This is a genomic window from Pseudocalidococcus azoricus BACA0444, from assembly GCF_031729055.1.
GTDB lineage: Bacteria > Cyanobacteriota > Cyanobacteriia > Thermosynechococcales > Thermosynechococcaceae > Pseudocalidococcus > Pseudocalidococcus azoricus.
The window spans coordinates 83,502-104,984 of sequence record NZ_JAVMIP010000008.1 but is presented as its reverse complement, the minus strand read 5'-3'; the positions used below and the strand labels follow the sequence as shown (position 1 = coordinate 104,984).

Annotated in this window: 19 protein-coding genes and 1 pseudogene; 9 read left to right on the top strand and 11 right to left on the bottom strand. The window is 49.7% G+C overall.

The features are described from left to right. Positions 1 to 16: 16 nt before the first annotated feature. Entirely contained in the window at positions 17 to 343 is a 327-nt protein-coding gene (locus tag RIF25_RS09665) for a DUF3146 family protein (RefSeq protein WP_407682380.1), read from the bottom strand. Positions 344 to 470: 127 nt separating this feature from the next. Here RIF25_RS09665 and RIF25_RS09660 point away from each other — a divergent pair, with 127 nt between their 5' ends. From RIF25_RS09660 to RIF25_RS09645, 4 genes are all read left to right on the top strand, one after another. Continuing rightward, a complete protein-coding gene (locus RIF25_RS09660) occupies positions 471 to 1,958 on the top strand; it encodes a hypothetical protein (protein ID WP_322878333.1) in 1,488 nt (495 codons plus the stop codon). 295 nt (positions 1,959 to 2,253) lie between these two features. After that, a complete protein-coding gene (locus RIF25_RS09655; protein ID WP_322878332.1) occupies positions 2,254 to 3,459 on the top strand; it encodes an argininosuccinate synthase in 1,206 nt (401 codons plus the stop codon). Between the two features lie 428 nt (positions 3,460 to 3,887). Then, a complete protein-coding gene (locus tag RIF25_RS09650; protein ID WP_322878331.1) occupies positions 3,888 to 4,436 on the top strand; it encodes a CdiA C-terminal domain-containing protein in 549 nt (182 codons plus the stop codon). Further along, a complete protein-coding gene (locus RIF25_RS09645) occupies positions 4,417 to 4,656 on the top strand; it encodes a hypothetical protein (protein WP_322878330.1) in 240 nt (79 codons plus the stop codon). Before RIF25_RS09650 ends, RIF25_RS09645 begins: the two co-directional genes overlap by 20 nt. 118 nt (positions 4,657 to 4,774) lie before the next feature. On the opposite strand, the gene RIF25_RS09640 is transcribed toward RIF25_RS09645, so the two are convergent. Then, positions 4,775 to 5,299 carry a cofactor assembly of complex C subunit B gene (locus tag RIF25_RS09640; RefSeq protein ID WP_322878329.1) on the bottom strand — a complete coding sequence of 175 codons (525 nt, stop codon included), beginning with the start codon at positions 5,297 to 5,299 and terminating at the stop codon, positions 4,775 to 4,777. A gap of 122 nt (positions 5,300 to 5,421) precedes the next feature. Continuing rightward, positions 5,422 to 5,967, bottom strand: a complete 546-nt coding sequence (locus RIF25_RS09635) for a LabA-like NYN domain-containing protein (protein WP_015125874.1) — start codon at positions 5,965 to 5,967, stop codon at positions 5,422 to 5,424. Positions 5,968 to 6,325: 358 nt separating this feature from the next. Here RIF25_RS09635 and RIF25_RS09630 point away from each other — a divergent pair, with 358 nt between their 5' ends. Both RIF25_RS09630 and RIF25_RS09625 read left to right on the top strand, forming a co-directional pair. Then, a complete protein-coding gene (locus RIF25_RS09630) occupies positions 6,326 to 7,507 on the top strand; it encodes a M20 family metallopeptidase (RefSeq protein ID WP_322878328.1) in 1,182 nt (393 codons plus the stop codon). 49 nt (positions 7,508 to 7,556) lie between these two features. Beyond that, positions 7,557 to 8,387 (top strand): 3'(2'),5'-bisphosphate nucleotidase CysQ family protein, encoded by an 831-nt coding sequence (locus RIF25_RS09625; protein ID WP_322878327.1) that lies wholly within the window; start codon positions 7,557 to 7,559, stop codon positions 8,385 to 8,387. A gap of 6 nt (positions 8,388 to 8,393) precedes the next feature. On the opposite strand, the gene RIF25_RS09620 is transcribed toward RIF25_RS09625, so the two are convergent. The 5 genes and pseudogenes from RIF25_RS09620 to RIF25_RS09600 form a co-directional block, all read right to left on the bottom strand. Then, positions 8,394 to 9,125 carry a segregation/condensation protein A gene (locus tag RIF25_RS09620; RefSeq protein WP_322878326.1) on the bottom strand — a complete coding sequence of 244 codons (732 nt, stop codon included), beginning with the start codon at positions 9,123 to 9,125 and terminating at the stop codon, positions 8,394 to 8,396. 176 nt (positions 9,126 to 9,301) lie between these two features. Next, positions 9,302 to 10,072, bottom strand: a pseudogene (locus RIF25_RS17270) (RNA-guided endonuclease InsQ/TnpB family protein); the annotation flags it as partial. Then, positions 10,017 to 10,253, bottom strand: a complete 237-nt coding sequence (locus RIF25_RS09610; protein WP_322878324.1) for a Uma2 family endonuclease — start codon at positions 10,251 to 10,253, stop codon at positions 10,017 to 10,019. The pseudogene RIF25_RS17270 and the gene RIF25_RS09610, both read right to left, overlap by 56 nt. Before the next feature lie 43 nt (positions 10,254 to 10,296). Beyond that, positions 10,297 to 11,292 carry a tRNA epoxyqueuosine(34) reductase QueG gene (gene queG / locus RIF25_RS09605; protein ID WP_322878323.1) on the bottom strand — a complete coding sequence of 332 codons (996 nt, stop codon included), beginning with the start codon at positions 11,290 to 11,292 and terminating at the stop codon, positions 10,297 to 10,299. Further along, positions 11,285 to 12,913: a cation:proton antiporter gene (locus tag RIF25_RS09600; RefSeq protein ID WP_322878322.1), complete on the bottom strand. Its 1,629-nt coding sequence runs from the start codon at positions 12,911 to 12,913 to the stop codon at positions 11,285 to 11,287. The genes queG and RIF25_RS09600 overlap by 8 nt, the downstream gene beginning before the upstream one ends. Before the next feature lie 446 nt (positions 12,914 to 13,359). Between RIF25_RS09600 and RIF25_RS09595 the strand changes: the two genes are divergently transcribed. Next, positions 13,360 to 15,492: a hypothetical protein gene (locus RIF25_RS09595; protein WP_322878321.1), complete on the top strand. Its 2,133-nt coding sequence runs from the start codon at positions 13,360 to 13,362 to the stop codon at positions 15,490 to 15,492. 38 nt (positions 15,493 to 15,530) lie between these two features. Here RIF25_RS09595 and RIF25_RS09590 read toward each other — a convergent pair whose 3' ends face one another. Further along, positions 15,531 to 18,272 carry an SMC family ATPase gene (locus RIF25_RS09590; protein ID WP_322878320.1) on the bottom strand — a complete coding sequence of 914 codons (2,742 nt, stop codon included), beginning with the start codon at positions 18,270 to 18,272 and terminating at the stop codon, positions 15,531 to 15,533. Between the two features lie 101 nt (positions 18,273 to 18,373). Here RIF25_RS09590 and RIF25_RS09585 point away from each other — a divergent pair, with 101 nt between their 5' ends. Beyond that, the gene (locus RIF25_RS09585) at positions 18,374 to 18,676 is read left to right on the top strand and encodes a DUF3082 domain-containing protein (RefSeq protein ID WP_322878319.1); all 303 of its coding nucleotides are present in this window, start codon (positions 18,374 to 18,376) and stop codon (positions 18,674 to 18,676) included. Between the two features lie 4 nt (positions 18,677 to 18,680). Beyond that, entirely contained in the window at positions 18,681 to 18,992 is a 312-nt protein-coding gene (locus RIF25_RS09580) for a DUF2103 domain-containing protein (protein WP_322878318.1), read from the top strand. Between the two features lie 41 nt (positions 18,993 to 19,033). On the opposite strand, the gene RIF25_RS09575 is transcribed toward RIF25_RS09580, so the two are convergent. Both RIF25_RS09575 and RIF25_RS09570 read right to left on the bottom strand, forming a co-directional pair. After that, positions 19,034 to 20,158, bottom strand: coding sequence for a THUMP domain-containing class I SAM-dependent RNA methyltransferase (locus tag RIF25_RS09575; protein WP_322878317.1), 1,125 nt, complete (start codon positions 20,156 to 20,158; stop codon positions 19,034 to 19,036). 100 nt (positions 20,159 to 20,258) lie between these two features. Continuing rightward, positions 20,259 to 21,437, bottom strand: coding sequence for a hypothetical protein (locus RIF25_RS09570; protein ID WP_322878316.1), 1,179 nt, complete (start codon positions 21,435 to 21,437; stop codon positions 20,259 to 20,261). Between the last annotated feature and the right edge of the window lie 46 nt (positions 21,438 to 21,483).

The following is a 21,483-nucleotide window of genomic DNA, read 5'->3' as shown; positions in this document are numbered from 1 at the left end:
TTGAGGAGCCAGAGGCCTAAAACTTAGCCCGCACTGTAAAGGTATAGTCGCCCCCCGGTTCCAGTTGGTAGTCTTTTTGCTCTAAGAAACGGCTTAAGGGTTCCTTAATTAAGGCTCGTCCTAAGGCAGGGGTAATATCCAGGGCCTTGTCCCTAAACCGCCAATGAAAATGCCAGGTATATTGACTCGCCAAAACCTCCCCAGTCATCTGCCCCAACGTCCAAGAATGCTGGGTAATCCGCACATAGGCTGTGGTTTCTGGTAAATTTCGCCGCCGACTCACACCAACCTCTTGAAGAAATGTCACAGGCCAACTCGGCAAAGTGTCTGGCACTTTCTGCATAAACAATCGTGTTCATGGTAACTACTTTTCGAGTAATTGCCAGGCCCCTAGGGGAATCACAATTGCTTAGGTTTAGTCCACAGGCCATTTTACAGAATTGTCTTTTAGAAAAATTAGGGCAGCACCTATGACCGTGACCACTCCCGCCTCCCCCTCCGAAGTCCAGGCCCGCTTAAAAGCCGCCGTTGCTTGTTTGAACCTAAGTCTTGAGGCTGAGTTAACCCAATATCGCTGTCACCGCTTAGTCCAAAGCCTGTCCCCATTCCCAGCCGCTGCTCATCCCGCCCCCAACTCCAGCGCAGCCATCTCCCCAACTGAGGCCGCCCCGACATCTGCCCAGCCCGACTATGCCACTGTTGCTCCTGTTCCCGAACCGCCATCTATTCCTGCCCCTGTAGAATCGCCTCCCGAGGGCCTGGCCACCAGTGTCACCACCTTCAAGCAACTCCCAGAGCCGACCCCGCCGAAAGAATCCCCAGAATTAGCCCCAGAATCGATCACAGAACTCTTAGCTGAACTGGAGACTCGCCTTCCCCAACAGCCTGAATCAGGAACCTCTCCACTCCAGGCCTGGTTTGCCCCTATTTTTCCCAAGGAAGCCCCGGATCCCGTTACCCCCGACTCGATCACGGTGGAAGAAACCCCAGGTCTGGGGGAAGACTCTCCTGCTGGGCCGTTTCCAGAAATTGTAGAGCAGTGCTCGCTCGCAGAAGACCTTTTTTCGGAAGTCCCAACTCTGCCTAAACCCGCTCCCCCCCTAGCCTCCTCCCCCCCTCCTGTGGCCGAACCAAGTGTGGATGAAGTCTGGTTTGATCTGGGGGATTTTCAGCCCTTTGACTCAGACATTCTAGATAGTGCGGCAACGCCCCCCAGCCCTGCAACTGACTCCCCAGCCCTGGAACCAACACCCCCTCCAGCCACTGCTGCCCCGCTGAGTAGTCCAACGGTCAAGCAATTAGATGGCCCCAACACCTACTTTGATTCCGCTGCGGCACTGCTGGAAAATATTCCGAAACTGGACACCCCCACCCCGGCAGCTTCTCCGACCTATTTGAGCCGTGGCTTAACCATTGGCTTAGTATTGGCCGGTCTGATGACGACGGCGGGGGCCATGGGGTACATCTGGTGGCAAATGCGCTCAGAACCCAGGCCTGTGATGGATCAAGTTGATCCGATGAATCCAACCCCAGGCCTGGTCGAACCGGATACTCTCCCCCCCCTTCCTCCTAATACTGCTGCTCCTGCCCCAGTCGGCGAGATTCTCCCAAGCCCCCCAGTCGCGCTGCCAAGTCCTGCCACCGCAACCATTCCCAACCCGAATTCTGCCCCGACAACCTCACTCCCCACCCCGGCTGAAGCTGTAACCAGGCCTGTGGTTGAGCCAATGGCAGCCCCAATGGGTGAAAAATCATTTTTCTATGTTGTTGCCCCGTATCAAGCACCGGCGGATTTAGTGAAGGGCCGTCAAGGAATTGCCAATGCCTATTTAGTCCAATTTCCAGAGGGGGTGAGAATCCAGTTTGGGGCCTTTGAAGATACCCTTTCGGCTCAAATCTTGGTTGACAGATTGGCTCAGCAGGGTATTAAGTCTGAGGTTCGCGCTCCTCAACCCTAGGGCCTGGCATCAAGTCCGCCCATGACCCATCTCGTCTCAAAGCCGGGCCAGATCAACAGCATCTTCCACGGGGAACTTCTCAAATTCTGATGGATGAGAACAGTCTGGGCAGGTGATGATTTGGGTTAGAGTTTCGGAACCAGATAGTATTTGTTGAGAAGGCGTTGACGGCAAGATCATCCTCCTGTGGGCCTGGAAATCTTAGGAAATCCTGAAAAATCAAACCAGGCCCCATGCGGAATCTAAACATTGTGCTGATAATAGTGGGGATGAGTCATTGGGTATAGGGTGAAACATGGGTCGCGCAAAAAAAGTTGTTCTTGCTTATTCCGGTGGGGTTGATACCTCGGTCTGTATTCCCTACCTCAAGCATGAGTGGGGCGTGGAGGAAGTCATTACCCTGGCGGCTGACTTGGGGCAAGGGGATGAGCTTGAACCCGTGCGCAAAAAGGCCCTCGATTCTGGAGCTGCCCAGTCCTTGGTGATTAACGCCCAAGATAGTTTCATTCGCAACTATGCGTTTCCCGCCATCCAGGCCAATGCCCTCTATGAAAACCGTTATCCCCTCTCTACCGCCCTGGCCCGCCCCTTAATTGCCAAACTGTTAGTTGATGCAGCCGCAGACTATGGAGCCGATGCCGTTGCCCACGGTTGTACTGGAAAAGGCAATGACCAAGTCCGCTTTGATGTCTCTATTGCCGCCTTGAATCCGGATCTAAAAGTGCTGGCCCCGGCCCGGGAGTGGGGAATGAGTCGGGAAGAAACCATTGCCTATGGGGAAAAATATGGCATTCCCTCCCCAGTTAAGAAAAAATCTCCCTATAGCATTGACCGGAATTTACTCGGTCGCAGCATTGAAGCAGGGCCCTTGGAAGATCCCTGGACGGAACCTCTGGAGGAAGTTTATCTCCTCACCAGGCCTGTGGACAACACCCCAAATTCCCCTGAATATTTGGAAATTGGCTTTGAACAGGGGATTCCGGTCTCCATTAACGACACCCGTTATGACCCCGTGCGCCTGGTGGAATTACTGAATGAGCGGGCCGGCATTCATGGTGTTGGCCGGATTGACATGATCGAAAATCGCTTAGTCGGCATTAAGTCTCGGGAAATTTATGAAGCTCCGGCTTTGCTGGTTTTAATTGCGGCCCACCGGGATTTAGAAAGCTTGACCCTGACCGCAGATGTAAGTCAATATAAACGGGGCCTGGAGGAAACCTATAGCCGCCTAGTTTATAACGGCCTCTGGTATAGCCCCCTCAAGCAAGCCTTGGATGCCTTTATCGCCCAAACTCAACAACGGGTGACGGGGACAGTGCGGATCAAACTCTTTAAGGGCCAGGCCACGACTGTGGGACGGAAATCTGATTATTCTCTCTATACCCCAGACTTGGCCACCTATGGTGCCGAGGATCAATTTGATCACAAAGCGGCCGAGGGCTTTATCTATGTTTGGGGTTTACCGACTCGCGTTTGGTCTCAACAAGTCCGGAATAGTTAAAGGCTAATCTCTGGGCCTGGAACAGTTCAAATATAGTCCTAGACAGGCTGAATCATGCTCTAACTAGAATTTTGAACTCCTAGAAAATTAAAATTTTATCCCCCGGCAAAGGCAGTCAACTCGTGTTTTATGGGACTACCCATTTAAGACTGAATGAGGGCGAGTCGGGAAATCGTTTGGCGGCAATTATAGCCATTTCTATTGAAAGTGAGATATTAGAAGCTAGTACCCGTAATGGTTTCGAGTTTTTCAGTATTTCATTCCTAAGTGAGATAACAATATCATAAGATTTTCATTCTCTCAGAACAGACTACGCATAACGCTACATTTAGTGGGTGGTAGCAAGCCCCGAATCAAAAACCTGAAAGAGTTGAAGAGTTTAGGCAACCATCCTAAATCGACTTGTTTTACATCTGCAACAGTAGATAATGGCAGAAGTCCAGAGTCAATTATCGAAAACTGCTGTGAACCCCATTGCCCAGAATCGCATCGCCTATAAAGCTGCTGGGCCGGAGTATGAGAGGCACTATTTTGATGAGCAGACCGGGGGCTATGTTTTGATCCATGAGGGACATAATCGCAGTGATGACTTTGCTTCAGAGCTTTTTATCTCGGAAGTTTTTGCCAAGCAAGGCCAGGTTGTGGAGTTAGTTGATGAGAGCCGTAAAGAGCAGTATGTTCGGCGGTTTGATGCTCTTGTGGATGGGGAGAATTGGGAGTTTAAGGTATTAACGACCAAAGCCAAAAATGTTCGGGGAGCTTTTCAGCAAGGCTTGATCAAGGGGCGGTCTCAAGCACCCCGAATTGCTTACTATATCAATAGGGATGCTGCTATCAGGGATTTGAACTTTGGGTTGAAACAGGCAATTTACATTGATAGAGAAGACCAGAAGATACAGAGGGTAGCCCTAGTTTTTAGGGACGGCAGTATTAATCAACGTAGCAGAGGAGAAATTGATGCAGGACAGTACTTTTGAAGACATGAAGGAGCGCATTGAGATTGGGTTGAGCAATGACTTCCCGGTTCAGTCTCGGCTGATTATGCTAGGCGAAATATTTTGTGCGGCAACTCATGGGCTAATCTCTCTGAAGCAGGGGTATGAACTCGAAGATTTGCTGGGACTTAAGGACTTAATTGAGGATTACGGCAAAATCAGGCAAATAGGGTTTTCGGGGGAATTTGTGTCAGCGGCATGACCACTATCTGCATCACCTTTGAAGACCAGGCCAGTCAATACCTCAATCCCAAGATGCAATGCAGTTACGGCTATGAATAGGCATGAGCCTCACGGACAACTACTCCATAGACTCGGCCCTAATCTCCAGGATTTAAGGCGGCATTGAGGGCAATCAGTTCATCCCGATGGGCGGTAATGGTGATCGTGGCCAGGCCGGGTTGGGTTTGGTCGCGTTCGACTTGGACGGTTACGGTTTCGTGTCGTTGTGCGCCCTGCCAATAAAAGATAGTGGCCAACGGTGCCAAAATGACCAGGCCCAGGCCCCAACCCTCTAACGGCGGCCAAATCATCCCCAACACTAAACCCAAGCTACCCAGGCCAAGTACCGCTAAAATGGTCAGAAAAATGGCTAACCCGAGACTAGCACTCACCAACCCCTCAAAAGTAATCTGCTCTTGTTCAGGACTAACCGCAATAATCCGATAGGCCCGTCCTGTTAGATGGTTTTGAATTTGAGTCAACAGCGGGGTAGGTTCTCCAGGAGCAGGCAGGCGTTTGACTTCAGTGCGGTTCTTTGTTGACGCCCGTAGAAAGAAAACCAGCCCAATTAAAAGCAAGAAGGTTAAAAATAGGGTTGAGGGCAAAACATAGTCCGTGGGCATACAGCCTATTTCTCATCTAGAGGTATGACTTAATTGCTGGAGGCATTTATGGGAGACGGTTGCAAGACTGTTCCTACGTACATTAAACCCAAAATAGGCTCTCAGGACAATTCCGAAAAGAGTTAAGCAGTTTTTTCTAAGATCAGTTCTGACTTATCTATCTTCTCAATCTCTGGGCGTAAATCATTCAAGTCCAAGTAACGATCTGTAGCATTGCGGAGTTCACGGGCAATCATCCCCTCTGTAGAAACCACCGTAATATGAGTATTTTTAGAGCGCAAAAGCTCAATGGCCCGCTCAAAATCCCCATCCCCGCTAAATAAAATCACCCGATCATACTGATCCACGGTGTTAAACATATCAATAACAATTTCAATATCCAGATTTGCTTTTTGTGAAAATTTATGTTGTTGATCGTCATAGAACTCTTTCAGCATTTTTGTCCGCACCGTATAACCCAAGTTGATCAGCGCATCCCGAAATGAGCGTTGATCTTGGACATCCTTCAGGCCGGTGTACCAGAAGGCATTAACTAAGTGAGTGGCGGGATCTCGAGTAAAATAGTTCAAAACTCGCCGGGGATCAAAGAACCAGCCATTCTTTTGTTGGGCGTAAAACATATTATTGCCATCAACAAAGATAGATAAACGGTTAATCACAGATAACATAAGTAATACTTAACCTGAAAATTTAGATAATCAATCAGAGGGCAGAAACAATCCTAGTGATCGGGTTAACTCCCTGAGGGAATGGATAACAGTTATGGCAACGACCGTATCTGTAACCTCTTGTGATAGGCAGGCCAGATTCCCCGCAATAGCGGGCCAGGCCTCAGCAGAGATAACAGTTATGGGTAGGGTTCATCAGATAATCCAAGGCGGCGTAGTCAAGATTGACTGACAACCAAAAATTGATAAATATCAATCAAACATATTTAGCAGTGAAATTATCTGATGTCTTAGAAATAAATCAGCGTTACTATAAGGCTATATCGCTTTCATTCTAACAGTTTGTTTTGCCTTCCCTATGTTGCCCCAGATTAAACATTTAGCAGAAACCCTTCAGCCCCGCTTATTAGAAATTCGCCGTCATCTCCACAGCCACCCAGAACTAAGCGGCCAGGAAACTCAAACTTCAGCCTATGTGGCCGGTGTTTTGTCTTCGGCGGGGGTGCAACTCTTACCAGGCCCAGCAGGGGTGGGGGTGATGGGGGAAATTCCCGGTAATGGGCAAGATGAGCGGATTTTGGCGATTCGGACGGATTTGGATGCCTTACCAATTCATGAGCGCACCCATCTTGACTTTGCCTCCCAACGACCGGGGGTGATGCACGCCTGTGGCCATGATGTTCATACAACGGTGGGACTAGGAACGGCAATGGTTTTGGCTCAACTCCAGGATCATTTACCGGGGAGACTGCGATTTATTTTTCAACCCGCCGAAGAAATTGCCCAAGGCGCGGCCTGGATGATTGAGGCAGGTGCAATGCAACAGGTGAGTTCGATTCTTTCTCTCCACGTTTTTCCGTCCATTCCGGCCGGAGAAATTGCGGTACGTTATGGGGCCTTGACCGCTGCCGCCGATGATTTAGAAATTCGGATTATGGGGGAATCTGGCCACGGCGCGCGTCCCCACGAAGCCATTGATGCCATCTGGATTGCGGCCCAAGTGATTACGAATTTGCAACAGGCCATTAGTCGCACCCAAAACCCGCTCCGTCCTGTTGTCCTCACCATTGGGAAAATTTCTGGCGGTCGCGCTCCCAATGTGATTGCGGATCAAGTCATTTTACAAGGCACAGTTCGCTCCCTTCATCCTGAAACCAGTCAAGCCCTGCCGGCCTGGATTGAGAAAATTGTTGCCCACACCTGCCAGGCCTATGGCGCGACCTATGAACTGGATTATCGGCGGGGAGTCCCCTCGGTTTGTAATGCCCCTCACCTGACGCAACTGTTACAGGAAGCAGCCCAAGAAGCAATCGGGAAAGAAAATGTCCATACCCTCCCAGAACCGTCCCTCGGTGCGGAAGATTTTGCCCTCTATTTGGAACAGGCCCCCGGTGCAATGTTTCGCTTAGGGGTGGGCTTTGCAGATCGGCCCAATTATCCGCTCCATCACCCCCAATTTGATGTAGATGAAAAAGCCATTACAGTTGGGGTCTTGACCTTGGCCCACGCGGCCTGGAAGTATTGGCAAATTGCCTATTAAGGCTGATTAATTTGATAGTGAACGTGCAGTCATTGGCAAAGGCTCAATTATGTCCTTGAACTTAGATAATTATCGAGAGTTGCTTGTTGAGGTGGCCTGGGCAGCATCCGATTTATTAAAAGAGTATGAAGAAAACCCTGAGTGTTGGCAAACCCAGACCCATGCCGATTTATCCCCCGTAACGATGGCAGACCAGGCCGTAGATAAATTAATTCTCAATCGGTTACGAGAAGCCTGTGGTGATCAAGAATTTGGCTACCTGACCGAAGAAACCTATCAGCCTGGCCCACCTTTGTCACAACCCTATGTTTGGGTGATTGATCCTCTGGACGGAACTAAAGACTTTATTCAACGGACTGGAGAATATGCCACCCACATTGCCCTAGTTCACCAAGGTCGGCCAATTTTAGCTGCCGTGGCCTGGCCGGGGCGGGATGGGGTTTACCTAGCTCAAGTTGGGGAAGGCAGTTATCGGCTGACGCGGACTGCACCTCCTTATCGGTTGGTCGTAAATCAAGAACGGGCCTGGGAAGATTTAGAAGTTTTAACCAGCCGCAGTCATGCTACCCCAGAGCTAGAAGCTTTTCTACAGCGTATGCCCCAACAGGCCCGTAAAAAAATGGGCAGTATTGGCTGCAAAATAGCGGCAATTGCGGAACAGGACGCGGATGTATATTTCATGTTGCCCAGTCGCACCTCTCCCAAGGATTGGGATTTGGCCGGGCCGGAGTTGATTTTGACCGAAGCGGGGGGCAAACTGACCCGTTTTGATCAAAGCTTATTGACCTATAACCAAGGAGATGTTAACCAGGCCGGGGGCTACCTCGCCAGTAACGGACAGTATCATCAACAACTCTGTGCCATGCTTCAAAGAGCTTAATGCTGATTAGGCAGAGGCAACTACGGGACTAGGGAGTAAATCGGCTTGATAAATTCTGATCCGGAGGTCTTGGTAAAACTCGGCCTGGTCTAGTTCGACTTTAGACTGGGAGGACAGGAACAATAGGGCCCAAAACACCCCTACCCGATCATTTTTGAGGGTCAGTAGGGTTTCTAAATCTAACCATTCCTCTCCCAGGCCTTGGTTATGTAAGAGGGCCTCAACCTCATGGGCCATTTCCGTCAGATTTTCTTGGTGGGCTAGTTGGGTAATGGCTTTAATATTGCTGGGGCGCCTGCGGACTGGGGTGGGGCGGGGCGGTCGATTGATTGTCCGTTTTTCAACTTCAACGGCCATGGTTTTGAGATGGTCAATCAATTCTGCCAAGGTGACACGGCGACGTTGGGGGGGTGGGGCCACCGGCCGGCGTTGGAGATGACGTTCTAACTGCACAGGTAAACCAGGCAAGACCAAGTGTTCATCGGCGGCTTCCTCAAAATCCAAAGTCGGTTCGGCTTGCTCCAGGCCCAGTAAACTATCCGACTTCAATAAAATCAGGATTGCGGCATACAGAAACGCCTGTCCCGAGTGGTGTAAATCCTGATAATGCCCGGTGGCTAGTTCTTGGAGACAACGGTCAAACACATCCACCACTTGTACATCCCAGGGATCAATGTCTCCCCGTTCAGCTAAGTCAATTAAAACCGCAATAGCTGTATCGGCAAAGGAGGTGGCCATAAAGTTTTGACCCAGGTAGAAACCGTTGTTTAACAGGGGTTAACTGGTGCTGTTGACTATCGGCAGGGCAGTTATCCGTTAAGCATAGCGTAGAAACTTGAGAACTTATGCAAGAGCACAGGCTGTATATGTTACTGCTATAAAGTGAACTACCCGACATTGTGCCTACGGCAGGCCTAAGCCAACATCGCAAGCGACAGAATGCGGGCTTCTTCTCCAATAGGTTGCGAAATAGTAGAGGATTTTCGACCTTTATTATTCCGACTTACACCTAGATAAGCAGCGGTCTCCCCTGTTCCAGAGGGCAAAATACGCAGACCTTCATCTCTGATATTTATGGCAGCCTTTACGTCCCGGTCATGCCTTGTACCGCATTTATCGCACTGCCAAAATCGAACATCAAGGGACAGGCGATTGACTTGATTGAGACAAACATGGCAAGTCTTAGAAGATGGCAAAAATCTGTCCACTGCCAAATCGACCTTGCCTTCTTGCTCGGCTTTATATTTCAGCATCGTGCAGAATTGCCCTCATCCAACTTGGCTAATTGCCTTGGATAGACAGCGATTTTGTACCATGCCTCTCACATTGAGATTTTCCGTCACGATGACTTGGTTTGCCTCGCACGCCTTTCGGTCTACGTCAACGATCCTGCGTGATAGCTTGTGATGGAAATCTTCTCGACACCGAGCAATTTTGTGATGAACACTGGCTACTTGCCGCCGTGTTTTATTACGGTTGCTAGACCCTTTTTGACGGCGGGAGAGTCGCTTCTGTTTACGTTTCAGGTTTTGCTCATGCTTGGCATACCATTTAGGATTGGCAAACTTTAAGCCATCGCTAGTGATAACAAAATGATTCAGTCCCAAATCAATCCCAATCGCCTTACCTTCAGTATTGGGTTTGGGAGTCTCGTTGCCATCCTCCACAAGCACAGACGCAAAATAATGTCCTTTGACGAACAAAGGCTGTTAACTCTGCCACTAAGATGCAGGCGACGTAACCATGCTCCATCCCTGTACTACCCATATCCACCAACTCCCCATTGACTAATTCATAGCGATGCCCATCTTGGGAGAAGGCCATAAATGCTTCATCTGTCCAAACTTGTTGTGTTGTGGCAATCATGTTCCCTCCTGTTGCCTTGGGGGTGTTCTTATCTGGGCAAATTTTAATCCTGCTGCGGTTGGGGATTGAGCCGACCCAAATTGGCCTGGGCATTACGTCTCCATTGGGCGGGTTTGATCCGGCGCAGGGCTGAGGCGGTAAATTTCTGCTCCCAATCTTGCTCGGTGAATGTGGCGAGTTCCGTTAACGAAGGGGCTAATAGATCCGGTCGAGGTTCAAAATCAGGAATATCCGTGGCCTGGGCAAACCGTTGATTCCACGGACACACATCTTGGCAAATATCACAGCCAGCCACCCAGCCTTGGAGATTTTCGGCAATAAATTTAGGTAACTGGGCTTGGCGATTTTCAATGGTGTGGTAAGCAATACAGCGGTTAGCATCAACGGTATAGGGTTCGACAATGGCCTGGGTGGGACAAGCCTCTAAGCAACGGGTACAGGTTCCACAGTGATTGGCATGGGGGAGATCGGGTTCCAGGTCGAGATTGATTAGAATTTCACCGATAAATAGCCAAGAACCGTATTGCCGACTAATGAGGTTACCATTTTTGCCCACCCAACCTAGGCCCCCCTGTTCAGCCCAGGCCTTGTCGGAAATGGGCCCCGTATCCACATAAAACTTGGTTTCAACTTGGGGGTTTTGGGCGGCTAACCACTGGCAAAGGGCTTTTAAGCGTTTTCCTAAGACTCGGTGATAATCCCGCCCCCAGGCATAGCGGGAAATTTTGCCATGTTCAGGATTCTCGGAATGTTGGTGCGTTGCGTAGTAGTTGAGGCCCAGGGAAATAATGGATTTTACATCGGGCATCACTTGATAAATATCCTGCCGTTTAGGATTGTTCATCCAGGCCATGTCCGCTTTATATCCCTTGTTTAACCAGGCCTGGAGACGTTGTTTTTGCAATGCGCTGGGGGAATCAGGATTATCTAAGGCTTGGGCAACATTACTAATCCCGACTCGGTGAAAGCCAAGGACCTGGGCCTGGTATTTTATCGCCGCCGCTGTCAGGGGAGCAGGTAGAGAATTGGGGCTAGTCATCACCGAGGGCAATAAATTGGCGATTCAGGTCTTGTAAATAGGGTTCCGCGATTTCCGGGGAGAGTAAGCCGCGCCGCAAGCCATTGGTGACTGCACTTTTTTCGGCCAGAATCAGTTGTCGTTGAAGTCGGTTTTGGTAGAGGCGTTGTCCCAAATCATCAGGAAATTGAATATCAGATTTGCAGATAGATTGGAGTTCGGATTCAGCAGTTAATATCCGGGCCTGGTATTGATTCCAGAGATCATCGTGTAAGGGTTGGGGTAAACTACCGGCCTGGAGCAATTCCTTCAGTTGGGCCTGGGCCGCCTTGGCTGTCATGAGATTAAGTTGGAGGGTTTGGATTTGCAGGCCAGATTCCGATTGCTGGGCCACCTTCATTTTGCGGACAAACCAGGGCAAACTCAGACCTTGGGCAATCAGAGAAACCAGCACTGTCCCAAAGACTAAGGTAATCACTTCTGTCCGAAAGGGCATCGAGCGGGGCAAACTCAAGGCCATCGCCATTGACAATGAACCTTTGACATTCCCAATTATGAGAATATTTTGCCAACGGATCGGGATCGGGCGATCAAACCAGCGCAACACATACAAAAACGGGTAAACCACCGCTGCTCGGCCAATCTGATACATGACAATCGCCAACAGGGCAATCGGCACGGCCGCAATCACAAATTTAGGGTCAACTTCAATGCCCAACAGGAGAAAGATAAAGGTATTGACCCCAAAGGCCGCATACTCCCAAAAGCTGAAAAGAGTCAGTTTCGACTGAGCCGTCGTGGTTTCATGTTCCAGGCCCCAGTTGCCAATCACCAGGCCTGCTGTCACCACCGCAATCGCCCCCGAAACCCCCAGGCCTGTCCCTACCTGAAAAGTTCCCAACGCGACAGCAACGGTCAACAATAGGCTGCTGAGGGGATCTTCCAACTGCCGAAACAGGCCGATGCAGAGATACCCCAACCCCAACCCCAAAAGAATTCCCCCTGGAAAGGCAATCAGAAATTGCTTCAGTCCCAAAAATGGCGTAAAGGCCCCTTGGCTGTGAACTGTCGTAATCAGGCCCAGTAACACCAAGGCCACAGCATCATTAAATAAACTTTCTCCCTCAACAATGGTGGATAAGCGGGCCGGCACAGGAACAACCCGGAAGGCGGCAATCACCGATACCGTATCTGTAATGGTTAAAATTACCGCCGCCGCCAAGATGGGAATCCACGGCCAGACAAAGGCAAGCTTAAAGAGGCCACCTGTAATTAGGGCCGCCACAATAGTCCCTGGCCCCGCCAACAGGCCAATGGGGAGTAAATTGCGTTTCAAGCGACTGGCATCGGTATTTAGGGCCGCTTCAAAAATCAGAATCGGTAAAAAGAGGTTTAATACCAACTCAGGATTCAGACCAACGTTGCTGGGTAAGGTTGGTTTGGGAATCAATAGCCCGGCTACCACTAGACCAATGACATAGGGAAAGCCCAGCCGCCGACTGACCAAGGCCACGCCAGTTGCCACCAAGAGCAAAATAATAAAGGTTTGTACCAGGCCATAGATGTTGACCAATTCGACACCCGTGGCTGGTGGACTTGTCAGGGGCGGCATTAAGTTAGACAGCAGCGACAAAGGAATCATGGCATCGGCGATCTGAACACTCTGAAGTCTATAGTCTCTGGGGGTTAATCCGCTCTTTTCCGCGGCGGGGCCGGGAAATATTGGGATAGGTTTAGCCTACTGACCCAGGCCAGGGGATGCAATCAGGACATATTCAGTTTGGTAAATCTTTAGGAAGAGATGTGACGAAATGGAGATTATCTGGTACATTTATTGATGTGAGGAGCGAACCAGTTAGGGCATCGAGACGAAACACGGAAAGTCGTCGATGTCCTTTCTGATTTTTAGGCATTTTTTCAGGAATTTTTTGGACGTGCCATTACCCCCGCTACATCATCAGCGTGCATAGCCCAATCCAGACTGACTGCGGAAAACCTGAGAAACATTGATCACCAACTGGGACAGCAGCAGAAAAACTGGAAGAGAATCGCCTAGTCTGGAGATTGAATCACCTTCCGTCCCTGACTATGCTTGATGACTATCAACTAGAGCCGCGTTTAGTAGCTGCCTTAGCGGCCCTGAATCGCCAGGATTATCCCGTCGCCATTGCGGCCTTAGAAGCGATTAAAAAGCAATATGGCTCCAAGTCTTGGGGAGTGACGGCGCAACTTCATCTCATCCAGGCCTATGCGGTGGTTGGTCAATTTCCTCAGGCCCTGGCCCTCTGTGATCACTTGGCAGAACTGCCCCAGGCCAAGGTGCGCGATTGGGTAGAAAAAGCCCGCCCGATCCTCCAACGCAAAGCGGAACTCTCCCAATCCCTAGCTCTTCCCACAGCTCTGGCTCGAACCCCAATCTTGGAACGGGCTATTTCTGGACAAGTGTTACGGCAAGTTTCTCCCTGGCGACTCTGGGTGACGCAGATGGCCTGTTTAGGGGTTTTGTTGATGGGCGGGGCCTGGGTGAATCGGATCCTCATTGTTCAGCCACTGATCAACTTTTTCAGTCCTTGGTATAATCTCGATTCCTGGGCCTGGGCGATGGCCTGGTTTTTGACGGGGGTTTTGGCCCTAGTGATTGGGGTCGGTTATCCCTGGGCCTGGGCACAACTCCTGCGTTGGAAGTTCTCACTCCAGCCATTGGATTTCATTACCTTAAATACCTACAGCCCAGAAAGTATCAAGTTTTGGGGCCGCTGGGCCTGGTCTGGGTTTCAGCCACCGCCGCAACTCGGTTTTTTGCCCACTGCTGTTCCCTTAATTTTTAGTTTTGGACATTGGCGGCGTTGGGTGGTGATCAGTCAGGGGCTACTGACGGCTTTACCTGCCGATGAAATTGCCATCCTCATCAGTGCTGAAATTATCCAACTCCGGCGAGGCTATAACCTGTTGTTGGGGCCAATGGTCTTCGGGCGGCTACTCATCTATGAGCTTTACCAAACCGCGGCCCGATGCGGTAATTATTTTGCCCACCGCTTGGAATGGCTTAACCGTCAGCACCAAGACCGTCAAGTTGATGCGGGACTCATGTTCTTAAATCGGGTCGTCTATGGCTGTGGCTGTGGCACAACGGCCTTGGCCTATGGCTTAGTCTGGCTCTTGGAAAAAATCATTGCTCCAGCCGCGCGGGTTCGGTTCTACTTCACAGATCGGGCTACGGCCGCCTTTACCGGCCATCCCAATGGCTTAAGCCAGGCCCTGATTCATCTCAATGAGGCTATGGCCGCGGTGGTGTATCAGGAGCGGGAGGTTTCACCCCTAATTGATGCATTGAGCTTGGTGTTGCCCGTTCATGGCGCTGCTGCGATTACCTATGGGAGTCTCCAGTTTCCACCCCAGCAGCGAGATTGGGTCAAGCTGACGGCCTGGGAGCGGCAAAATCCCCTTAAAGATTGGTTTAGCTTGTTTCATTCCCATCGCTTTTTGGGTATTCGGCTCCAGGCCCTGAGTATCTACGCCCAAAAGTGGCAATTAAAACCCCAATTTGATTTGGGTGAGCGGCCCCAAGCCTGGACAGGACAACGGCAATTTTGGCGACAGTTAACCCCAGTGTGGGGCTTATTCCTGGGATTATTTCTAGCGATTTTGGTGTGGCGGGGGGGAGAGTTTGCCTTACGTACCGGGGTGATTGGAATTAAGTTTTGGTGGTTTGCCAATTTGAACCTGATGCTTTGGGGCTGGGGGAGTTTGGGGCTGGGCCTGGGAATTTTGTTACGGATTAACGCCTACTATCCAGAAATTACCACGCCAGTTACTGATCCCCAGTTACTAAAACCCCTGATTGAAAGCCCCATTGCTTTGCCCTTAGATAGTGTGCCGGTGAAGTTGACGGGGCGGTTATTACGGATGCGGGGTTTAGAGCATGGCTTAGGCCAAGGGCTGTGGTTAGAAACAGAAGTCGGGCTTTGGCAATTGCGGGCTTTGGGGTGGTGGGGGCCATTCAGCCATCTGTGGAGAAGTCCTTTTGGGGCCTGGGGAGATCAGCCAATTGAGGTGCAGGGGTGGTGGCGGCGTAGTGAAGTGCCTTGGATTGATGTTGAACAGGCTCGTTGTTTGGGGAGTCCAGGCCTGGTGTTTCGGGGGCGCGCTCCCTATTGGGCCACAGGCATATTTGGCCTATTATTTTTGTTTAGTCTCTATACTTTTTTAATCACACCCTAAACGAAACATCTGGTGATCAGCTAGTCCGAAAGCTGCCCCTAACTGGAACGGCTGACCCGAATAATGTTTTCCGTCATCTGCTCAAAGGCATCATCATGACTAATCACAAAGAGTTGCTGAAAACTTCTCAGATTACTTAGGGCCGTTGCCAGTTGAGAGCGGCGCTGGGCATCCATATTCGTTGTTGGTTCATCAAAAAAGGCAATATCAATTTCCACTAAAACCTTCAGCAAGGCCAAGCGAATCGCCAGGGCCCCACACATTTGCTCCCCACCGGATAAACTCTTGAAGCCGCGCCAATGTCCTTCTTCTTGGACGCGAATTTCATAGTCTTCTGTCCAGGCCAAGGCCACATCGGCCCGATTGAGTAATTCCCGAAAAAGCTGATCTGCCACCTGGACAATACTGCTCATGTAATATTGGGTGATCCGGGGTCCACTTTGATTAAAAATTTGCCGACTGGTTTGAATAAATTGATCGATTTGGATTTGGCGGTTAACCTCGGTTTGTAATTGTTGCCAGCGGTCATGGATCTCTAGGCGGGTTGCGAGTTCCGTTTCTAGTTGGCTGAACTGGGCCCGTTGCAGAGGGAGGCTACCCAAAAGTTGATTGATTTGACTCTCGGCCTGGTTAATTTCACGAGTGATGATCTCCAGTTGAGTTGGATCATAGGTGGCCTGGGCCTGGGTTAGTTCCTGTTGCAGAATGGCGGCTTTTTCAGAGAGTTGGGTCTGCTGGGACTGGATATCTTCGAGTTGGTTTTGGAGGAATGGTAGCTGTTGGGCCAGGTGGAGATGCTGTAAATAAATTTGTGAGCCAGGTTGCTGGAGTTGATACTGCTGTTGCTTGGTTTGTCGTTGGTGTTCCAGTTGGTTGAGGCGGTTTAGGGCAGTGGCCAGTTCTTGAGATTGTTCTTGAAACTCCGCAATCATGGCCTGTTGCTGCTCGTAGGCCTGTTCTAATTGGGGTTTTGCGCCTAAGGATTGTTGCAGATGCTTGATTTGGGCGCGGGGGTTTCCCAGGCCATCTAGTTCTGCCCGTAAGACTTGGGCTTGGCTTTCCAGATCGGGGAGTTGGGCGAGACGGGCTTGGATTTTTCGCAGTTGGTTCTCCAGGCCTGTGAGTTGGGCTTGATACTGGCGTTGTTGTTCTTGTTTGCCGGGGAGAGTGGCCAATTGGAGTTGAGCTTGGCGGGCTGTGGTCAGTTGAGCTTGAATCTGGGCTAAAGCATCCTCCAGACCGGCCGAGTCTGATTGTGCTTGAAATCTGCCCGTGAGTTCCTGGAGCTTTTGATCAAGGTCTTGGAATTGGCTCAGGCCTTGGCTGAGGGCTTGGGTAACGATGGTTTTACCCAGTAATGAGTCGGGCCAGGCCTGGAGATAGGTTTGGGCGGTGGTGTTCAGGTCTTCCAGTTCGACCCGTTGGGTTTGGGCCAAGATTGCTAGGGTGATTAACTGATTCAGAACCGTTTGACTGAGTTCCCGTTCCTGTTGTTGCTGGTTGAGGTGTTGGGAATGGGCCTCAAGCTCCGGCAGTTTGACTACGATGGCTCTCAAGGCGGCTAAGGCGGTAATTTCTTGGTCTAAGGTGGCTAAGGTTTTTTGAATTTGGGCCTGGGTGGTGGATAGGTCTTGGTAATCTACTGCCGCTTGTTGGAGGGTAGTCAATTCCAGTTGAATCGCCTGTAGGTTAGCCTCTAGGGTTTGTTGTTGGGGTAAGAGGGGTTCTAACGCGGCAATTTGGGTCTGGGTGGCGGCGAGTTGGCTCAGTTGGAGTTCCAGTTGGCTGAGTCGAATGGTGGCTTGCTGCTGTTGGGCCTGGATCTGTTGGGATTGTTGCTCAAGTTGGGAGCGGTCTTGGAGTTGTTGCTCGAGGGTTTGCAGGGTGGCACTCAGTTCAAGGCAGGCTTGGTAAGCGGGGAGGTGTTTTTGGCAGAGGTGTTGGGCGGCGGCGGCGGCGGCAACTTGGACTTGTTGGGCTTCGAGTCGGGCTTGGATATTGGTTAGTTCTAGTTGCCGGTATTGATAGTCTTGGGTCAGGGTTTGTAGGTGTGCGGCCTGGGTTTGGAGTTCTTGGGCTTGGCTTTCTAGGCTTTGCCGCTGTTGGGTCAATTGGGTTAATTGCTGCTCTTGGTCAGTAATTGTGGCCTGGAGGGACTGGACCTGTTGTTTGAGGGTGTCCCAATCCGCTAATTGTTGTTCAGAGAGGGCCAATTGTTGCTGGCTGCGTTGTAACTGGGCCTGGCTGTACTTTTCGAGATCAAGAGCCTTTTGATAGGCATTTTTATAATCATCCACTCGTAAAATTGGGTCAAAGACTTTTTTACGTCCTTCTGGGTTTTTCAAGAAGTCGGCCGTAAATGTCCCTTGGGGAATCCCAATCATTTCCGCAAATAAGTTGCTTAGGGAAAGATCCCCTGTAATCCCCAATTGTTGCCGCAGCCAGCGAGTAATATCATCCCTATTTTTTAAGCCTAGATTTTGTTGCAGTTGTGGATCGTAAATTTCATAGCCTCTGGTGGTGCAGCGTTGAATCCGATAGGGCCGCTCGTCATAGCTAGAAATAAAATTGACCCAGGCCTGGGCACTCTTGGCTCCATTGCGGATCAAATCATTTTTGTTGTAACCACTGTAATCAAATAAAACCCAGGCCACCGCTTCAATAATGCTGGTTTTACCGGCCCCGTTTTCACCACAAATGGCATTGATTCCTGGCCGAAACTCAAAGCGTTGATCCTGGTGAATCTTAAAATTTTTCAGACCGACTGAGGTAATTTCCATTAGGGGCAAGGGATGAGCCTAAAACTGGCCTGGGAATGCTAGGGTAAGAGTACTTTTCATCGTAAGTTATCCGCAGCTAAAAATCTTTGTCTAGGTTTGTGATGGCCAGCCCGACTGAAACAACCACTCCCCTGCGCTGTCTAACTGGAGCCTTAGTGGCTGGAACGTTGGGTATTTTACTGTATCGTCTCACCCAGGCCATTGCCTACAGTTTTACCACCCATCCCTTGCATAGCCAAAGCCAAATTGCCCAAAGTCTCTCGGTTGCAATTCGCACTCTTGTGGTGGGGCTATCAACAATGGCCACGGGCATATTTGGCCTCGCTGCCTTGGGTTTGATTGGCCTGGGGATTCAACTCATGTTGCAGCCAAAATCTATTTCCCCCCAAGATTCCCAGGATTAAGGCAATGGCACCCGGACGTAAAAATCCTCCCCCTCCCAAAGGCCGAGTTGTCCTCAATCACTCCACCCATATCGAAGGCCTAATTGTCACCCTAGAGCGATTAGCTACCATTGATGGAATTACCACACTGACTCCCGCCGTCATTAGCCCAGGTGGAGGGCGTTCACCTCAATTAACGTTAAGGGTTTCTGTGCCCATTATAGGTGGATTCAAACTAATTGCTCGTAAAGGAAAGTCTGTCCAAGAAGTGTTTGTGATTACTAGCCTTGAAAAAGTTCAATTGGAACAAGCCATTCAACAGGTGATTCATAAATAGCTTGAAATTACACAACCCAATAAAATTAGAAATACTTTCACTCAATACAACTCATATTTTAGTAACTGACAAGGGATTGTCCCGTTATAGACCCCAAAGCGTTGAGCCGACTTTAAACCAATGGACTGAGATAACTCTTTATTTCCACTCAAGATAAACGCCGTCCACCCCTTAAATCGGGACTTAAGGACATAGCCCAATCGTTGATAAAACGCACCTAAATCCAGATCTTGCCCCAACCGTTCACCATAGGGCGGATTACAAAAGACAACACCACTATCCACAGGCGGAGCAATATCCTCTAGTTCAGCGACAGAAAAATAAACATGATTAGCGACTTCGGCTTGGATAGCATTGGCCTGGGCCTGTTGAATTACCGCTTGATCTCCATCACTTCCCCAAATTGGTGCAACTAAACGATCTTTTTGACTTACTTCTGCCTCACGAATCAGTTGCTCTAACAAAGGAATATCGGCATCCAGCCAAGTTTCAAAGGCAAATTTTTCCCGATACAGGCCTGGGGCGATGTTTAAGGCTTGCAGACAGGCCTCTAAAGGTAAGGTTCCCGAACCACACAAAGGATCATAAAACATTTGCTCAGGTTGCCAGCCAGAGAGTTGAATTAGGGCTGCGGCTAAAGACTCTTTCAAGGGTGCGGCCCCCACTGCTGGTCGATAGCCCCGTCGATGCAAACTTTCCCCGGAACTATCGAGACTGACGGTACAAGTCCCCTGTTCAATATGGATGCTAACCTGGACATCCGGTGATTTAACATCCACATCGGAGCGATCATTAAATTGAGCCTGTTGCTGTTTAACAATGGCCGTCTTGGCCTGGAGTGCGGTGAAATGGCTATGGTTTAGACGTTCACTTTTGCCAGTGGCCTTAACGGCTAAGGTCAGATCGGGCGTGAGATAGTCCGACCAATCAATTTTTTGCATCCCCTGAAAAAGTTCATCTGCATCTTGACAGGGAAATTCATAGAGTTTAACCAAAATCCGAAAGGGCATTCTGGCCCAGATATTAACCCGATAGAGTAACTTCCGATCTCCTGTAAATGACACCCCACAAAAGCCAGGTTCAACATGACTCGCCCCCAGTTGTGCTAATTCCTGAGCGGCCAAGGTTTCCAGCCCCCGAGCCACCGTTGCAAAATAATCGTTCACGTTAAGATCATTCGACTCATTTAAGATTGGCTAGAGACTGATTAGTATAGCGTCACTCAGACTATTTTGACTGATAAAAATTTAGAAACGACAATCGTTATCAATCAGATTTGACTAAAAAAAGACGTGCAAAGGCAAACTGCATTAATTGACGGTAACGATAGAGCCAAACAATAAACACAGGTGTTAAAAGAACGAGCCACCAAAATAAACCAACCACAATGGCTAAATCAACCTGAAAAAATTCCTGGGACAATCGGATAAAATCATGGTCTAGCAAACCACCTTTTCCCTCTCGATAAACGGCCTGCTCAATGGGGTCAAAAATTAATCGCCAGGCAAATCGCAAATCATAGAAAATAATAAAGATGCCAGCCATTGCATACAGCGGTCGCTCTAGGGGATATCGGCAGCCAAATCCACCCAAGGCCCGATCCAAAAAAATGCCCGCAAACAACAATTCAAAGCCATGACCCATCGCCACAAACAGAGCTTGGTGAATTGGACTGAAGGCCGACACTGTGTAAAGCACCGTAAATATTCCCAAGCTAATCAGGGTCAAGCGATTGTGACGATACAGCCAGGCCAGATACCCCAACCCCCCATAAATAGCCCAGAGCAACAACGACCAGCGACTCCCATGAATTGTAATCCCACCTCCATAGATAAAGTCAAAGGAAGGAATTGCCGGATAGCCAAAGACCCAACCACAGGCGGCATGGCCTAGCTCATGAACGAGGGTAATTAAGGGGGTAAACAAAAAGGTTAAAAATGGCAAAGTAATCAGAATTAATGCCAAGACTGCGCCAATGCCGATGGTTTTCCAGGCCTGGGCATCTAATCGTTGAATCGGAAACCCAAACGCGTCAGTCGATGGGGGGGCTAACTGAACCTGGGGAACAGGTAATGATTGAGATGGCGAGATTTTGGACCTGGCTTGGGCGGGCATGGCTAAGTTAGGTAAAGTTTCTGGATCCGTTAAATCCAAGTGGTAGTGCCAAAGCTCTTCAGACTGGCCTGGATAATTGGCCTGAATTTCGAGGATTTTTGCGGGTAAATTGGGCCAAGTTAACAGTTCGCGACTGATTAAGGTGAGGCTACTCTGGGCTTCTGGAGGAACTTCTGACCGGAGGGTTAAGATAAGATTGGTGGGATTGATTGTAGAATTTAGGCTAGGACTAACTTGAATCCCTTTATGACCTAGGGCCTGGTTGAACAGTAAGGCAATAGCCCTTAAATCTCCCTCTCCTGCTTGGTGACGTAACTGAGCCAGTTTCATCAATAAAGCCCTAAATGCTTAGCTAGGGATAGTCTGGATGATCAAG

Excerpts from the sequence above, each read along its gene's own strand:
- RIF25_RS09650 (WP_322878331.1), top strand. The coding sequence starts at position 3,888 with ATGGCAGAAGTCCAGAGTCAATTATCGAAAACTGCTGTGAACCCCATT.
- queG (WP_322878323.1), bottom strand. The coding sequence starts at position 11,292 with ATGACTAGCCCCAATTCTCTACCTGCTCCCCTGACAGCGGCGGCGATA.
- RIF25_RS09665 (WP_407682380.1), bottom strand. The coding sequence starts at position 343 with ATGCAGAAAGTGCCAGACACTTTGCCGAGTTGGCCTGTGACATTTCTT.
- RIF25_RS09640 (WP_322878329.1), bottom strand. The coding sequence starts at position 5,299 with ATGCCCACGGACTATGTTTTGCCCTCAACCCTATTTTTAACCTTCTTG.
- RIF25_RS09625 (WP_322878327.1), top strand. The coding sequence starts at position 7,557 with ATGTCCTTGAACTTAGATAATTATCGAGAGTTGCTTGTTGAGGTGGCC.
- RIF25_RS09585 (WP_322878319.1), top strand. The coding sequence starts at position 18,374 with ATGGCCAGCCCGACTGAAACAACCACTCCCCTGCGCTGTCTAACTGGA.
- RIF25_RS09600 (WP_322878322.1), bottom strand. The coding sequence starts at position 12,913 with ATGATTCCTTTGTCGCTGCTGTCTAACTTAATGCCGCCCCTGACAAGT.
- RIF25_RS09635 (WP_015125874.1), bottom strand. The coding sequence starts at position 5,967 with ATGTTATCTGTGATTAACCGTTTATCTATCTTTGTTGATGGCAATAAT.
- RIF25_RS09660 (WP_322878333.1), top strand. The coding sequence starts at position 471 with ATGACCGTGACCACTCCCGCCTCCCCCTCCGAAGTCCAGGCCCGCTTA.
- RIF25_RS09645 (WP_322878330.1), top strand. The coding sequence starts at position 4,417 with ATGCAGGACAGTACTTTTGAAGACATGAAGGAGCGCATTGAGATTGGG.
- RIF25_RS09655 (WP_322878332.1), top strand. The coding sequence starts at position 2,254 with ATGGGTCGCGCAAAAAAAGTTGTTCTTGCTTATTCCGGTGGGGTTGAT.
- RIF25_RS09580 (WP_322878318.1), top strand. The coding sequence starts at position 18,681 with ATGGCACCCGGACGTAAAAATCCTCCCCCTCCCAAAGGCCGAGTTGTC.
- RIF25_RS09595 (WP_322878321.1), top strand. The coding sequence starts at position 13,360 with ATGCTTGATGACTATCAACTAGAGCCGCGTTTAGTAGCTGCCTTAGCG.
- RIF25_RS09620 (WP_322878326.1), bottom strand. The coding sequence starts at position 9,125 with ATGGCCACCTCCTTTGCCGATACAGCTATTGCGGTTTTAATTGACTTA.
- RIF25_RS09630 (WP_322878328.1), top strand. The coding sequence starts at position 6,326 with ATGTTGCCCCAGATTAAACATTTAGCAGAAACCCTTCAGCCCCGCTTA.
- RIF25_RS09590 (WP_322878320.1), bottom strand. The coding sequence starts at position 18,272 with ATGGAAATTACCTCAGTCGGTCTGAAAAATTTTAAGATTCACCAGGAT.
- RIF25_RS09570 (WP_322878316.1), bottom strand. The coding sequence starts at position 21,437 with ATGAAACTGGCTCAGTTACGTCACCAAGCAGGAGAGGGAGATTTAAGG.
- RIF25_RS09610 (WP_322878324.1), bottom strand. The coding sequence starts at position 10,253 with ATGATTGCCACAACACAACAAGTTTGGACAGATGAAGCATTTATGGCC.